Origin of the sequence: Microcoleus sp. AT3-A2, from assembly GCF_036705685.1 — a bacterium.
GTDB lineage: Bacteria > Cyanobacteriota > Cyanobacteriia > Cyanobacteriales > Microcoleaceae > Microcoleus.
Map to the genome: position 1 here is coordinate 1 of NZ_JAUBVF010000095.1, position 15730 is coordinate 15730.

Genomic DNA, 15730 nt, shown 5'->3' on the forward strand with positions numbered 1-15730 from the left:
TACTTTTGTTGCCTCTGTGGAAAAAATCCTGAAAGAATTTGGAGAAAACTATGTAATTAATTTTGTCTAGCTACTTATATCTGGGATAGTCAAAGCCGATCGCTATTGCGGAATGACATTAACTTCCCCTGAAATCCGATTAATCGGTCTAGACGAAGCCAAGGATACGAAAAATTCAATTATCCCAATTTATCCTTTGACAAAGGGAGTTAGCAACGAAATTGTCCAAGATGCAGTAACCTCAGCTTTGGAATCTGCCAAGCTGCTAAATGACCCCCTGCCGCAGGAGTTCAGACGACAACATGGTTTGATGGAATTACAGAAGGCGATCGCAAACATCCACCAGCCCCCAGACGAAACCCAACTAGAAGCTGCCCGCCGTCGCCTGGTATTTGATGAATTTTTCTATCTCCAGCTATCGTTTATAGTGCGTCGCCACCGGCTTTTGGCGCGATCGGCTCTTACAAAAATAACTCCTGCTGGCCCTCTAATCCAACAGTTTTACTCTCAACTTCCCTTCTCGCTTACCTCAGCTCAACGTAGGGTGATTAACGACATTCTCAACGACATGACTTCCAAAACGCCGATGAACCGACTGGTACAGGGGGATGTCGGTTCTGGTAAAACAGTTGTTGCTGTCGTTGCTATCCTCGCTGCCATCCAGTCTGGCTACCAAGCGGCACTTATGGCACCTACAGAAGTGCTAGCCCAACAGCATCACAGGAAAATTGCGACGTGGTTTGAACGCCTTGGCGTTTCTGTTCAATTGCTGACGGGTTCTACCAAAACCGCCAAGCGCAGAGAAATCCACGCCCAATTAGAGACGGGTGAACTTTCACTATTGGTAGGAACTCACGCGCTTCTGCAAGAGAAGGTCAACTTCAACAAACTCGGTCTGGTAGTCATCGATGAACAGCACAGATTCGGCGTGCAGCAGCGACAAGATTTACTGAACAAGGGAAACAGACCTCATGTGCTGACGATGACCGCGACTCCTATTCCGCGTACTTTAGCACTGACCTTGCACGGGGATTTGGATGTCAGTCAGATTGACGAGTTACCGCCCGGTCGTCAGAAGATTCACACGAAAGTGCTTAATAAAAGCGCTTCAGCATACGATTTAATCCGCCTTGAGGTACTTCGAGGTCGTCAGGCGTACATCATCCTTCCCTTGGTGGAAGAATCGGAAAAGCTAGATTTGAGAGCAGCGGTAGCAGAATACGATCGACTCTCAACGGAAATCTTCCCCGAATTCAAGGTAGGATTGCTGCACGGTCGGATGACATCTGCCGAGAAAGATGAAGCGCTCAACTCATTCCGCGACAACAAAACTCAGATACTCGTTTCTACCACTGTGGTTGAAGTGGGCGTGGATGTTCCAAACGCTACAGTGATTTTAATCGACCATGCCGATCGCTTTGGCTTGGCTCAACTGCACCAGTTAAGAGGTCGCGTCGGTCGGGGTTCCCACCGTTCCTATTGTCTTCTGTTAAATACCAGTAAAGCAACAGAAGCTAAGGCACGTCTTGAGGTATTGGAAAAATCTAGCAACGGGTTCTTTATTTCCGAAATGGATTTGCGACTGCGTGGGCCAGGTGTTGTGCTGGGCTATCGCCAGTCGGGAATTTCCGAATTTGCTCTGGCAAATATACTGGATGATGAGGGTTTGCTGAATTTAGCTCGTGAGATGGCAGTAGCGATCGTCAAAAGTAACCCGAATTTAGAGGGACATCCTTTGATGGTTGCAGAACTCAAAAGACGAGGGCTGACAAGTTGGGATTGCACTCTTAATTAATAGGTTTGCTTAGAGGATATTAAAAAATTATGGTGAACAGAGTGCCAGCCCGATCGAGTATGTCAATATATTGGCTCACATCGCAGGGTTTTGCTTCCCTCCTCTCATCAGCAGTTAAATATAGCTTTCTTTAGCTTTTGAAATATCCTCTTAGCTTTTTATGAGAATATTTTTTTACTTAACCTCAAACAATATATTAACAGATTTTTTATTTCATAGGATCTACTTTTAATTATATAATTGTATTTTATAATTACTATTGAGGTCGTATTTTGAACGGTTATCTTATCTACCATCCATCTCGTACTAAATCAGTATTCGATAGCATCGTAGTTTATCACGATACTATTGTTGGCAATCAAGATCCATACATTTGGAATTGTAAATTCCTGCATTCCTATTGTCACATTACACAAATGTCTTCCATAGTAAATAATATCAATTTTTGGGTCAGTGGCGATACTTTTCCAAATTTTAATAACCTTTATTGTGATTTGGTATTTATTATAAAGGAAAAAACTTACTGGAAAAATGCTAATACTATAGATCGTACCGATGCTACTATTGATACTGATGAAGCATATCTGGATCACTATCGTTGGGCTTGGCAACATCCTTTTAAGCGTCGTCGCAGATTCACCCTTAAAGCTGATCCAGATAACAGCTTTCAGCCACAGAACGCTTTTCAAGAATTAATTGATATTCTTCCTTTTCTGCTCGAACAAGGACTGACCCTACCTGAAATTCGTCGAGGTATGAGAGCGGGCTTTAATTCTAAACCGTTTAGCCTTAATGCTTCTTTGGCAGCTAATCTTTACTCTTGGTTGGATCGAACCGCAGCTATTAAACTTGAGGGAGCTAAGTTACAAAAAATTCGTGAAAACAACCCGCATTTAGCAAGCCTATAAATTTATTGAAAATTTTAGTATAATTCCTTAATTAACAAAAATTATTTCTTATGTAAGAGTTACGAAATTTAGCCTTAGCCATATAAACAGCTTCCTTAACTTTCCATTGTTTTTGGGGCAGTAACTCTTTAACATTTTGTAACTGAACTAATCCTCTATAATCACCTGTAATTTCAGAAACAACTCTAGCGATCGCCTTACAACAACTATCAGGATATTTGACAACTTGCAACTCAGAAAACCGAATCACCACCCAATTTCTTTCTAAGAAAAACTGATTGCGCTGATTATCTTTATTCCTATCCACACAATGATGAGGCTTTCCAGTTCGCCCATCATAAGGTTCATCAATCTCGATATCTATAGCTAAACCTGTCGGTTGATGAACCAGTATAAAGTCAGCAGTGTAACGAAAAGATGTACCGGGTATAGGAAACTCACCACCCATACAGAAGTCATAAAAACCAGAGAAATAACGACATAAGTAAATAAAAAATTGCTTTTCACTTACCCCTTGCTGTACTCCTCCCTTACTCTGACTTGCTGGCTGCTGAATAATTTCTTTTAAAGAAATATTAAACAGCTTAGATCGTTCCTGCAACAGAGAATTATATTGCTCAGTTTCCTTGTGATTTAGCTGCAAGCGACACAATTGATAACTTTCGTATTTGGATAATTGTTGTTGGTAGTCAGCCAGTCGTTGCTTGTAGCGATCGCGCACTTGAAAATCAACAAACCGCAGATAGGAAAAAGTCGCCACTACACTCACTGACGAACACGTCAGCGATGACCAGAAAGCCATAAAACTCATGCCAAACAGCCAGTTAACCAACATTACTACCGCAACACTAGCTATCCAAAGTTGAATTACCAGAGAATAACGAGAATTATTGGAAACTGGCGGTCGCGGCGGAAAAGGCATTTTTTTTGTAGAAGAAGCACTTTCTTCCAAAATAGGTATCGGGTTATCCGCGCAGAACTGACGAATTGAATCAGGGATAAGAATAACTGGGTAAAAGCCTCTTATTTGGCTCATGGTTATGCTTTTTGTAGGCGATGTACAAGCTCAAATTATGTATATTTTCAACCTTTAGATTACTAAATATGCGCGTCCTATCACATCATGCCAAGGAATTACACACACCTATACCTAATTTCCGATGTCATCGACTTATAAATGGGCTAACGCCCACCTTTTTGGGTGAAAATAATAATTTGGTACGCCACTACTTATGCCTACAAATCAGCCCAATAATACACAAAGAATTGCCACAGACCGTCTCAAATCCACGCGGGAAAAACTGACTAGAAAAATCAAATTGGCATTGAAGACTGCAACACCAGAAGAAACTCTGGAAGTGTGGATGCTAATGAAACGGCAGGAACTCAAAAGAACGACTCCTGGGTTATCGGAACAGCAGATGGAAAGCGTCGTGCGATCGCTAATCTTAGAACTCGGCTATGACATCATCGCTACCTCAACTGCCTCACCTGCTGCTGCATCGCCAGAACCAGAAGTTCAGACAGATGAAAGCGAAGTGGATGACGCGGATGAGGATAACGATGCTGATTTCACTAACGACGATCTTGAAGGCGACGAAGATGACCTTTCAGAAGAATTACCCGACATATTTGAAGAAAAAATTCCCTCTCGCAAGCAGCGAGTTCCTGCCTTGAAAAAGGTTGAAACTTTAAGGGGTTCTAACCGAAATGGCAGGCATTCTTAAACCCCTAAACTTGAGACTAGGTTTTACACAAATATGTCCCTGCCAAAATGTGAAGCTGATATCCTCATTTCCTACACTAATGCTCATTTAGTTGGAGTAGTGGATTTCAAACCTGACTCCCTAGAAGTAATACCAGAGATGCAAAATAAGGAAGTAGGCGATGAAGAAATTGAACCAGATGAACTCACGCCAGGAACCCTAGCCATACTCGCTAGAATTGAAACTTTTGATGAATATTTTCATTGTTGTGGAAGGTGGTAACTAATGTATTTAGCTAAAGATTCGTTAGCCAGATATTCAATACAAGCAGTAGAACTCTGGAATCAATTGGAAACTGCTGAAACTCCCGAAGAAGAAGAGGCTATCCTCAAAGAAATTTGGGAAATTCAGACAGACCACGAAATTGCTGCTGACACGCAAGCCGAACTAGCAGACCAACTAGATGCTGAAATTTGTGCCGTAAAAGCACGCTTAAAACACTTAGTAGAACTGCATAATAAGGCAATTGAACGACTGGAACGGTGGCGCAACAGTCTAGATAAAATCCTGCTACAATTTCACTCAATGGGAGTAATTCCTACAGAGATTGTGGGGCGCTCGCGTCACATCCGACTCAAGGAAAATCCGCCGAGTTGCGAAGTGTTAATCAATCCTTGTGATTTGCCAACAGAGTACCGCACAGAAAAGCTAGTTGTTACACCCAACAAACGCAAAATCCTAGCTGACTGGAAACAAGGCATTCCCGTTGATGGCACTCGAATTGAGCGTAAACTCAGAGTTGAATACGGAATCGTGCCATCAAATCTGACCGCTGCCACTGAAGTAATTTCTAATCGTGCATTAAACTCTCAGGAAACTCATTCTACCACACAGAAGACTGGGCGTAAAGAAAAAGCGCTTCCTAAAAACACTGATACTTCTAATAAGAAGGTGAAAGCAAGAGTCGGCTAGCAGAAGGTTTTCAGACAAAACATTGGGGAGATTTCACTAACCGCAGATAGCTATTATATGCTATCTGCTAACCTTTTTTTGAATTAATCTAGTATAACTATTTCCATGAAAAGACACAATAACCACTCGTTTGACATTTCAACATTTGATAGAATTACTTACCGAGTTTATCGAGGTAAACTTATCATGTTGATTCAGGAAGGAGACAATCACCTTGATATATCTTTTCCCATAAAAGATGGGCGATTATTCGTAATCCTTGGTTCTATGCGAGCCGCTGTCGCTGAAGCAATGACCGATTACTTGGAAATAGAAGCCTACGCCGATGAACCCCTTTTACTACTAAGTGGAGGTTTGAACAAAAATGATTTTAATTAACACCAGTGTAAGGATTCAGGTCTAAAAACTTGCGGCTCCAACGCTTGTCTGGCAAGGGTTTTAGGGCAAAATAAGGGTTTTTGTCTTTCGTGGTTTATTGTCAATAAACGAGGAGAAGTGACAGTTTTTCGTGGTTTATTGAGAATAGAGATTGATTTAGTATCAAGCTCCATATCTAAAGTCTTTGCCCAGCAAGGAGTTCAGTGACCTGAATCCTTACCACCAGTTAGGGGGGCTATCGCCCAGATACACTATGATAAGCTCTTAAATAACACCGCTCAAATGAAATGGTTAACACCAAAAAATGTAGTCGTTGCTGCCAGTTTATCGGTAACGAGCGAAGAGTTAATTGAGTATACAATTCAATCTGAAGATGAAGAAACCATAGAGGAGAGATTTCAAAAAGTTGGGCTGCTATTTGACCGAACTCGCTGGCAAGCTCAAAAACCTTATCTAGCTCTACTCTCGCCAGCTAAAGTTAAAAAACCAGTCGCTACTGAATCATCAACCTCTGCGAACGATTTAGACTTCATAGATGATGAAAAATGGGCAGAGGAAGATGAAGAAAATACTCTCTCTGAAACCGAAGAATCTAGCAATTTACAATCCGAACAGCAAGAAGAACCTTATATCTTCGATAAATGTACCGTCGAACTGCACTTGACATTTAAACCAGATGATGGTCATTCAGAGGGACGGATTGTAATCATTTCAGCAAGCAGTCACGGCGATTTTCCTGTTAGCCAAACGATAAGGGAGTCATCCTTGGGAGAATTACCGCCTCCTCTAAAAGAACTGCTGAAGGAACTTGTAGCAGATTTTCCCAATCGCCAAGTGCGGCGACAGATTGCTAATGCTCACAACCAAAAGAAAAGAACCACTAGCCCAAATAAACCCAGAGGCGAAGCAAATAGCACCACCGCGTCCGCAACTTCTACAGAGTCTAAAACTACTGGAACGCAACTGACCTTATTTGGGATTTGAACAACATACCTACTTTTGGGAGATAAAAAATGACTTCAAAAAAGAAAGTGCTAATTTCCTTTGAGGGACAACAGCATCCTGTTGATGAGGACATAGCAGGTGATGACAACGAACTCCGCAGATTGCTAACAACTTACTACCCAGATTGCGCCAACGCCGACATTATTAGAAAGCCCGGAGAAATGATTACAGTAGCTAAACGCAACGGCTCTAAAGGAGTAAAATAACCATGAAGATGACTCCTTTAGAATTTCTCATCACTGCACCAGAAGAAGTTAATCCTGCACTATCTATGTGTCGGGAACTACAACGGTTAGAGCTTTCGGGAGAACTCGATAGCGCGACTATGAAAGAAATGGCGAACGCTATTGAGTTAGCTATTTCAAAAGGGACAGACGACGTGAGAGCAGTTGAGCAAACCAAGGAACGACTGTTAAATAGTCGCTCTGTAGCTGGTGCAGTTCCAATGGGGTTTTGATATGGCTGCAATTTGGAATGCTAAATCCGCTTTGCAAATATTACAGCGGTGCCAACCAATCACCGACTTTAAATCAGCAACCGATTATTTGTGGACTAAGCTGAACACTTATCAGCTACTCACTCTTTACCAGGAATTGTTTCCTTTGGAATGGGAAAAAAGCCAATCCGAACTCTACTCTGAAGATGAAAGTCACAGTCCGAAGGAGTTGGAGTTTATTTCGCTAGTTAGCGAACATCTGTTTCCCATTGACGACATAATTATAGAGGGTGCTTATGAAGAGCGCCTCTATCAAATTCCTGTCTCGCCTAAAGGAATAGATTGGCAAGACCATGAAGAAGGAATTGACGCATTGCGAAGCGGATGGCAGAGATTACTCCCGCTTTCCCAGTCAGGTAGATGGTGGTTGGAATCCGTAGCAGGTGATGAAGGGGAATCGTGGTACGAATGCACGTTTGGATACAGCTTGAAAGACATTGCACATCCCGAACAAGTTAATTTTAAACTTCTTAAAAGATTAGCCCGTCGCGTTGCACCTCCTATCAGCGATTTGCCTACAGCATTAGCACTCCTTGACTTGGAAACAGGAAATATTTGGCTAGACCAAAGTGTTTGCTGTGAAAGTTACTGGAATCGCAATTTTGAATCAAGACCCTGGACAATTGAAGACATTAAATTCCTAGCTAGTGAATGGAAAAAAGCCACTCAGCTATTAGATAAAGCCTGCGAATTGATTGACTGGATTGAATCTGACCCTAACACCAATTTTTCGCACATCTTAGCATTATGGAATCTGACATTGCATCTGAAATAATTCGAGAGGTACTAGAGGTTGCCCCGCGAAAGTTGTCCGCTATTCAAGCCGAACTTCTCTTTATTGAGGGCGGTACTTACATTTTTCACTATCAATCGGGGGATAGTTCCAAGTACAAATGTCTGTCTCCAGCAACTCTGCGAGCAGCTTTTGCAAATACACCCATTGATTCGGGTTGGATAAACCCTGAATCGGGGATAGTACGTTGGGGAACTGGCAGCGCCGGGGAATGGACAATTAAATTTGTACCACCTCAGAAACACGAAATAAATCTGTTGGAATCAAAGCACTTGATTCCTTTACCAGCAATGGTGTTTTTGGGGTTGAAATCTGATTACTGGGTTTGGGCAATTAAAGGCTCGAAATTTGACCCAGAAGCAGAAGCTTTTCACGTTCCGCTACCCAATGTTTATTTGCATTCCTATCAACCCTGTGGACGCATCTGCTGGGGAGATAATAAACCGCCTGTAGCTTCGCCCAATACTATTAAAAAAGCTTGGGAATTGTTCATCTCTAGTCCCTTCAACGGACATTTGAGTGACGGCAAATCTAGGGCGCAACCCAGTGACGTGCGCTTGCAGCTCGAAAAAGCAGGTAAACGTTCATCTTACCCAGTTAAAGATTTAGTCAGCACGAACCAAACGATTGCCAAATTAGTTTCAGCAATAACTGATGATTGAACCACGTAAACAGAATCACTACAACTTAGAATTTGTCGATTATAAGATTGTCAAACTCGGAGACAATCTGCCGTTTCACTCTAGCAGTATGTTCGAGTATCTGATTGGCAGCAATGGCATTTTTGTGAGAGCGGTTAGACTGGGGTTAGAAGTGATAATTCCGGTGGAAATTTTTACCGCGTCAATCAGAGGATTAGAACCGATTGAGCATTTAGTCCGATTAACTCCCGGACGAATCCCTCAGCAGATACTCATCCAACTGTGGAAAGAAAGTTGTATCGCCGCGCTTGCAGAACCACCGTTAGAAATCACTTTCCACATTCATCAGGAACAAGGACAATGGCGGCTCGTAATTCCAGAGCAAACGCAAAGTTCTGCTAAATGTAGAGCAATTGAATACGGTTTAGATTCTTCGTACATTAACGCCACTGTAGAGGTACATTCGCACAATCGGATGGCAGCTTTCTTCTCAGGTGCAGATGATGCAGATGAAGGGGGTTTCCGCATTTTCGTAGTTTTAGGGAAAGTGACTGAATCGAGCGCTGAAATTATTTGCCGCGTGGGAGTTTATCGACAGTTCTGGCACGTTCCGGCTGACTGGATATTTGAATTACCGAGTTTCATTGTAGATGTCACAGTTGGTGGAGAAAAAGACGATTTGATGGATAAATTCTACTCCAGTTCTGTTGCGCCATCTTTGTTAGATGACCCAATCGAATTGTAAACAACATTTGGAGATTTACCCCATGTTTAATTATGATTATTTGGAAGCTTCGCCTCTGATTGTCAGACAAGCTGATTCGATTGATTTTTGGCTAATTGGGGCGGGAGGAACGGGTTCTTGGCTGTCGTATCACATTGCACGGCTGGCACGGAGTTTGGGTAAGTCGGGGAAAAAGGTGCAATTTGCGATCGCAGATCCCGATCGAGTTGAAGAAGCCAACATCAGCAGGCAAGCTTTCTGCGATAAGGAAATCGGACTGCCCAAGGCGCAGGCTCTAGCGTTGAGATACTCTATCGCTTGGGGAGTTGACACGAGGGCTTTCGTGCAGGTATTTGACCCCAAGCTAATCCGCTACGCCTACGACAAGCTGACCATCCTAGTGGGGTGCGTGGATACAGCAGCCGGGAGAGCGGCAATTAATCAGGCTCTGGAGTTAAACCAATTTTACAGCCGTTCTGAAATTCCCCGCGTGTGGTATCTCGATTGCGGAAATCATGCAGCAGCCGGACAAATTTTGCTGGGCAGTTCTTTGGAAACTGACCCGGAGTTCTATAATTTTGGGGGGCTGGGATGTGCTAGGCTGCCATCTCCGGTGCTCCTGGCTCCTGACCTTTTGAAACCGAAACCTGAAGAGTTGACAAATAATCTATCTTGTGCTGAGATGGCAGTGCTGAATGTGCAGAGCGAGAGCGTGAATGTTCGAGTGGCGGCTGAGGCGGCGGATTATTTGTACCGGATGGCTGCGGGCAATCTCAAGCGGTTTGCGACTTATTTTGATTTGGAGAGTGGGACGGCGCGATCGCTTTACATTACCCAGCATTCGGTGTGCGCGGTGTTGAAATCTAAAGCCTGATATCAAGACTTTGGAAAAGACAGAGGGAATACTAGAGCTAGTTCCTATTTATGATTGATTTATGTTAGCAAAGCCGTTTTCAGAAATCTTCTCAGATGAGGAAGAGGCAAATCAAGCATTTGACTACTTAAAAGACACTCTAAAATTCTTAGGTGTTAATAATGCAGAAGATCCGCAGTTCTGTTTGAGCATCGAACCCGGTTCCCGCATTGACCACAGCTATCTTCTTAAGGCGCTGAAACCAATAGGAGTGGAGAGTATTGAAGATTCTCATTATAAAAATAATGTGGAGTCATTTAACAAATCTTGGTGTTGCAGTCAGTGGACTTTGGTTCTTGATTTCAAGGGTTGGCGAGTATGCACCTTTTCAAAACCGTCTGAATATAAACTTATTTTTCCTTTCGTTGGAGAGGATAAGATGGGTAGAAAAAAAGCACCACAGTATCAGCGAATACCAGAGAAACTGAAAGACTCTTATGACCAAGTGAAAACTGAGTACCTAAAGAAGTGGAAGAAGAAAAATGGCTGGTATGGCGACACACAGACAGCATATGAGAAAGCGTTGAGTATCTACAAGGAGCTAGAGAAAAATGAATTTTCTATAAAGCAGAGTATTTATCACCAAACACTTGTAGAAGCATTGTTTAACTCAGAGAAACGAGAGAAATTACTGAGTGAAGGATTGCTAGAGTGGACTGGGGATGGGGATGAGCTAGCAGCACAGGTGCAAGCGTTAGTAAACCGGGAACAGTTCGGACGAGAAATGACTACTACATATTTTGAGGACATCAAACAACAAGTTGCCGAACTGGGATTGCGAATAGATGAGCGTTTGCTACGGCGTTATCACTTAGGGCTAGAGACTCGAAAGTTCGTCATCTTGTCCGGGGTTAGCGGGACAGGAAAAACCTGGTTGACCAAGGCGTATGCAGAAGCGAGAAATGCAGAGTACCTATTAGTGCCAGTAGCTCCAAACTGGACAACTAATGAAGACTTATTAGGATATTTCAACCCGATCGATCAGAAGTATCATGATACAGAGTTCAGCCGCTTTTTGAGATTAGCGGAGACAGAATACAAACAGGCACAAGAGGAAGGGCGACTAGAAAAGCCTTATTACTTAGTTTTAGATGAAATGAATTTAGCGAGGGTCGAGTACTACTTTGCAAAGTTTCTGTCTGCAATGGAAGTGCGAATGCGAGAGGAAACCGCACCGATTGAGCTAGGGCCAAACGAAGAAATAAGGAAGAGCGAGGTATTATTGACACCAAACCTTTATTTTATTGGTACGGTCAATGTGGATGAGACAACTCATGGCTTTGCCGATAAAGTTTACGATCGTGCCCAACTAATTGAATTGACTGTTGATCGGCAGCAGTTGGAGGATTTTTTAAAAGAAAAAGCTTGTGATAGCGACTGTGCTAAAGTCCTAATCGAGGTCTGGGATGCTGTTCACTCTGTTGCGCCGTTTGCATTCCGGGTCATGGGTGAGATGGTGGCGTACATGAAACAAGCTGAAGAACTGAGCGTGCCGTGGAAGGATGCCTTAGATGAACAGTTGCTCCAGAAGGTATTGCCTAAGTTTAAAGGAGTAGATAGCCGTGTGGGAGAAGCATTAAAAGAATTTTTAAAGATTGCAGAGAACAATACCTTGGAACTGAGCCATAAAAAAGCCAAAGATATGCTGGATAAATTTAAAGGACATGGATTCACTTCATACTTCCAGTAAGTTAGGGTTTTACAGCATCGAAGGCAAGAGTTTGGAGGTGCCGAAGGAGTGGCAACCAGCGTGGATCGAGGTGCGGCTGCCACCTAACCAGTTGCAAAAAGTACAGTTGTTTCGGCAAGGTCGTCAGCTAAATTTGCAACAGCATCAAGGTCGGGATTGCATAGTTGCAGAGTGGGAACGATCAGACCCTGGCTATTATCAGTTGCGCTTAGAGTGGGGAAGTACAGTTGAAGAACTGCGCGTCACAGTTCTACCGGAGAAGATTTCACTAGATGCCTTTACTCAACTGCTAACCGATTTATCAATGGGATTGCCAGCAGCAGTGGCACTGGCACTACAGCGGGTTGGAGCATTTGGTAATTTAGTGTTCCGAACGCCACCGGAAACGACGCTAGCAGAGGAACTTAACCGCCTACGACGAACGATTTTGGGTACAGAGGAACGACCCGGATTGCAAAGTCTTTTACCAGAGTTAGCACTTGACCCCCATCAAGTCCTGCGATCGCAGCAGGTATGGGTTCCGCAGGCTCAGGCACGGCGGCTTTCCATCAGCGGATTACCCCAGGCAATGCGGGGTCACAATCTGGACAAATTTGGTAAACCAGTGCGTGTCCTCGACTGTCGAGTGGAGCATACGTTGGATGTGTATGAAAACCGTCTGGTGAAGTTGTACGTGCATCAAGTTGAGCGGCGATTGCTGCGACTAGAGCGGCGACAGAGTGAGCTAAAGTTGCTGACATCCCGCGATGATTACAGGGACTGTATCCAAGAGCTACAGATGTTGCTAAAGAGTCTAAGGGATGCTAAGAGACAGGCACAGTTTCTTTCGGAAGTCAGCTTACCGCAGTCTTTGACCAACCAGTTGACAATGGTCTTGCTAAAGCGTCCTGCTTACCGGGCAGCCCTAGAGGGCTTTTTGGAGTTTTGCAGACAGATGGAAGTCCGATTGGATCAATCGGCGCTGGATGTGCCGTTGCAGAATCTACCATACCTGTATCAACTATGGGGAACACTTCAAGTAATCCAGGTATTGCTGGAAGTTGCAGCAGAGCAAGGATATCGGGTAAAGCACAATCGGTTGATGCGCCCGATTGAAAACGAGTTGGTGGTGGTGCTACCAAACGGAGAAATAGCAGTAGAACTGGTGCATCCACAGACCGGAGTATCAGTGGCGCTTACCCCGGAGCGCACCTTTGCAAACGACCGAAGTGCAGCCACCTACAGCATTAGCTTTGACCAGCGTCCAGATATTGTCGTAGAGGTAAGGCATCCGTCTAGCCAGGTTCCTAGGATTTATCTATTCGATCCGAAGTACAAGGTAGATTCGCGAGGAGGTTGTAAAGTTCCTCTCAAACAGGACATTGACAAGATGCACAGCTATCGAGATGCCATTCGTGGAGTCGGTGGGGTGCGAGTAGTTCAATATGCAGCTATCTTGTACCCTGGGGATCATATGCAATATGATAACGGGTTAGAAGCACTACCCACAAACCCTTTGTCAGTTGAGCTACTGCACAATTGTCTCCGCCCAGTCTTTGAATCGGCGATGAATTTCTAATTAAGGAAATAGTGCTGCAATTAGGAAAGTAAAAACTCCTACCCTATTAAGCCAATACCTAATCGAACTGCTTCATATTTCCTACGCCTACAACGCGAATTTGTTGTAAAAATTTACGATGAGCAGGAACCTAAACAATCAAACCTGCATGAAAACTCTCCAAAGAACGTTTGGTCGCAAACTGTCCCACCGCAACTGCTTATTCAATGGAAAATTTTCCATTGGGCATAGCCAAACCAAGAGGCCATATCAGGGCGGCTACCGCCGCCCCATCGAACCAAACACCCCATGCCTCTGCTATGTGTCCCCCTACGCCTAGACCCTATCGATATATGTAGGGTCAGCCTGAATTCGCTCGTCGAAGTCCATATTCTCCCATTCTTCAATAACCCTCCCCGGTCTGTCCATCAAATCCGCAGGAGCACTGCTGGGACGCACGAATGGGTATTTATCCTCATCTTCAGGAGCGATCGCCAATTCCATCAGCTCAGTATCTTCATCTTCAAACAGAGCCGGATTAACAATTGTATCAACCTTTAGTTCCATTTCAATCACCTCAAAAACACTTCCAACGGTCAACACTTGACCGAGTTTCAACCTGTTAAGGCTTAGATAGACTTTTCTTACCTGCCTTACCAACTGTTTCAACAATTCTTATTCTAACACCTCGATTTTAGGGAGAAATCAACTCATGGTCGCCACAGTTTGTACCGAACAAGGACTCAAGATTCCCGTTTTTGATGCCGCTTACACTGATGCCAAAGGTCGAAATGTAGGAAAATTTTTCAACAACCCAGAAATCCTGCGGCACTCAATTTTGCAAGCAATGTTTCAACCAGAGGAACTGAAGACATTAATGATTGTCAAACTTGACAAATCCAATCCAGATCCTAGCCAATTACGTGCCAGCATCCACGACCCAGAAGACGGAATTAAGCGACGCATGATCTTTCAATCTGGCAACAGCTATTACTTTGGTGACGAAACCCTAGCCAAAAAGATAGGAGACTTATTCGTAACCGAAAAAGACACCGCTTGTCGCTACGGTTCCCTTCTCGTCAGCACTTGTATGTCCGGCGTATCAGAATGCGACAACCTGCGAGTAAAAATTGTTGATTTCACCGACCCGCAATATGCTAAATATCGAACCGGAGACTGTCACGGTGCAATCAGTTCCGAGTTAATCAAAAGCATCGGCGGCGAGAAAAACCGAGCTAGCCAATTTCGTTTCGCTTGGCTTCGCAGTTGGAATACAGACAATACAGAATCCACACCCCAAGTCAGCTTTCTAGCTAAAGGAACGCTCCGTCCCGATGATAATTTACTCGACTCATTAGCAGACTCTGAAGGGAACACACCTCAACTTATTTTAGACCGCTCTAGCATCAAAGGCATCAATAAAAAACAACTCAAAGAACTCATTCCTTGTGGCGATTACGAATTACCCAAAGCCATCCTTGGAAACCGCAAAAACAGTCAAATCGGCATCACCCAAACAAGCTGGCAGTCCACCGGGGTTTGGTTCGACGAAGAAGCCCAAAGACAAGACCTAGTGCCAGCAGCTAAAGCTGAAGCCCAAAGACTAGCAGCACTACAGCGCGACCCGATGAAATTGCGCCAAGCCATGATTGAAGATTACGATAAACGCGAAGCATATTTAGCGCGTTTGAACGAAAGAAAACTCAAAGAACAGCAAGACAAACTATCAACTACAATTGATGACGAAATCATCAGTAACAGCGATGAAAGTACCGAAGATAACAAGCGGGAAAGACAGGAGATCCAGATGCTAAAATCCGATAAATTCGGACTGATGATAGGCAGTCCCGAATTCACCAATATGGCAGAAAGGTGGCTGGCATCCAAATGGCGAAATCTGGCAACCAGGGGAGCTTTATCAATGACTTCTGCAATGGCACTACCCTGCGAAGATTTACCCCAAGGCACGGTTTGCGCTAACCATTTAGAAGAAGGAGAATGCGTTCAAGGTCGATTCCCAATTCTTAACAAAGATGGTCTGAGGATATATCAAAATGTACACGCAAAAAACCTGGAAAATATTCCAGAGGAAACCCCAGGGTAAACGCATCTAAATTAATTTGACAAACACCTAAATTTGTGCATTGCTAAATAACTAAAAAAACTTTCTAA

General features: G+C 43.7%; 17 protein-coding genes and 1 pseudogene. 16 read left to right on the forward strand and 2 right to left on the reverse strand.

Annotation, left to right across the window (positions count from 1 at the left end; genetic code table 11):
• Positions 1-79: 79 nt before the first annotated feature.
• Both recG and QUB37_RS28085 read left to right on the forward strand, forming a co-directional pair.
• Positions 80-1795, forward strand: a pseudogene (gene recG, locus QUB37_RS28080) (ATP-dependent DNA helicase RecG); the annotation flags it as partial.
• 416 nt (positions 1796-2211) lie between these two features.
• Positions 2212-2703, forward strand: coding sequence for a hypothetical protein (locus tag QUB37_RS28085; RefSeq protein WP_223300929.1), 492 nt, complete (start codon positions 2212-2214; stop codon positions 2701-2703).
• Between the two features lie 31 nt (positions 2704-2734).
• On the opposite strand, the gene QUB37_RS28090 is transcribed toward QUB37_RS28085, so the two are convergent.
• Positions 2735-3739, reverse strand: coding sequence for a hypothetical protein (locus tag QUB37_RS28090; protein ID WP_333168395.1), 1005 nt, complete (start codon positions 3737-3739; stop codon positions 2735-2737).
• Between the two features lie 196 nt (positions 3740-3935).
• Here QUB37_RS28090 and QUB37_RS28095 point away from each other — a divergent pair, with 196 nt between their 5' ends.
• From QUB37_RS28095 to QUB37_RS28155, 13 genes are all read left to right on the forward strand, one after another.
• Positions 3936-4430 (forward strand): hypothetical protein, encoded by a 495-nt coding sequence (locus tag QUB37_RS28095; RefSeq protein ID WP_333168397.1) that lies wholly within the window; start codon positions 3936-3938, stop codon positions 4428-4430.
• Positions 4431-4463: 33 nt separating this feature from the next.
• Complete coding sequence (locus tag QUB37_RS28100) at positions 4464-4691, forward strand: hypothetical protein (protein ID WP_333168399.1); 228 nt, start codon at positions 4464-4466, stop codon at positions 4689-4691.
• 3 nt (positions 4692-4694) lie between these two features.
• A complete protein-coding gene (locus tag QUB37_RS28105; RefSeq protein WP_333168401.1) occupies positions 4695-5381 on the forward strand; it encodes a siphovirus Gp157 family protein in 687 nt (228 codons plus the stop codon).
• Between the two features lie 186 nt (positions 5382-5567).
• Positions 5568-5759, forward strand: a complete 192-nt coding sequence (locus tag QUB37_RS28110; protein ID WP_333048808.1) for a hypothetical protein — start codon at positions 5568-5570, stop codon at positions 5757-5759.
• Between the two features lie 282 nt (positions 5760-6041).
• Positions 6042-6743, forward strand: coding sequence for a hypothetical protein (locus QUB37_RS28115; protein ID WP_333168404.1), 702 nt, complete (start codon positions 6042-6044; stop codon positions 6741-6743).
• A gap of 29 nt (positions 6744-6772) precedes the next feature.
• Entirely contained in the window at positions 6773-6970 is a 198-nt protein-coding gene (locus QUB37_RS28120) for a hypothetical protein (protein WP_333168405.1), read from the forward strand.
• A 2-nt stretch (positions 6971-6972) separates the two neighbouring features.
• Positions 6973-7221 (forward strand): hypothetical protein, encoded by a 249-nt coding sequence (locus QUB37_RS28125; RefSeq protein WP_333168407.1) that lies wholly within the window; start codon positions 6973-6975, stop codon positions 7219-7221.
• A 1-nt stretch (position 7222) separates the two neighbouring features.
• Positions 7223-8035: a hypothetical protein gene (locus QUB37_RS28130; RefSeq protein WP_333168409.1), complete on the forward strand. Its 813-nt coding sequence runs from the start codon at positions 7223-7225 to the stop codon at positions 8033-8035.
• Positions 8008-8715, forward strand: a complete 708-nt coding sequence (locus tag QUB37_RS28135; protein WP_333168411.1) for a hypothetical protein — start codon at positions 8008-8010, stop codon at positions 8713-8715. The genes QUB37_RS28130 and QUB37_RS28135 overlap by 28 nt, the downstream gene beginning before the upstream one ends.
• Positions 8708-9439, forward strand: coding sequence for a hypothetical protein (locus tag QUB37_RS28140; RefSeq protein ID WP_333168413.1), 732 nt, complete (start codon positions 8708-8710; stop codon positions 9437-9439). Before QUB37_RS28135 ends, QUB37_RS28140 begins: the two co-directional genes overlap by 8 nt.
• Before the next feature lie 22 nt (positions 9440-9461).
• Complete coding sequence (locus QUB37_RS28145) at positions 9462-10292, forward strand: ThiF family adenylyltransferase (RefSeq protein ID WP_333168416.1); 831 nt, start codon at positions 9462-9464, stop codon at positions 10290-10292.
• A 61-nt stretch (positions 10293-10353) separates the two neighbouring features.
• Complete coding sequence (locus QUB37_RS28150; protein WP_333168418.1) at positions 10354-12021, forward strand: AAA family ATPase; 1668 nt, start codon at positions 10354-10356, stop codon at positions 12019-12021.
• The gene (locus tag QUB37_RS28155; protein ID WP_333168419.1) at positions 11996-13579 is read left to right on the forward strand and encodes a DUF2357 domain-containing protein; all 1584 of its coding nucleotides are present in this window, start codon (positions 11996-11998) and stop codon (positions 13577-13579) included. The genes QUB37_RS28150 and QUB37_RS28155 overlap by 26 nt, the downstream gene beginning before the upstream one ends.
• Positions 13580-13894: 315 nt before the next feature.
• Here the strand turns inward: QUB37_RS28155 and QUB37_RS28160 are convergent, their stop codons facing one another.
• Complete coding sequence (locus tag QUB37_RS28160) at positions 13895-14125, reverse strand: hypothetical protein (protein ID WP_333168421.1); 231 nt, start codon at positions 14123-14125, stop codon at positions 13895-13897.
• A 145-nt stretch (positions 14126-14270) separates the two neighbouring features.
• Here QUB37_RS28160 and QUB37_RS28165 point away from each other — a divergent pair, with 145 nt between their 5' ends.
• A complete protein-coding gene (locus QUB37_RS28165; protein ID WP_333168424.1) occupies positions 14271-15662 on the forward strand; it encodes a hypothetical protein in 1392 nt (463 codons plus the stop codon).
• Positions 15663-15730: the final 68 nt, after the last annotated feature.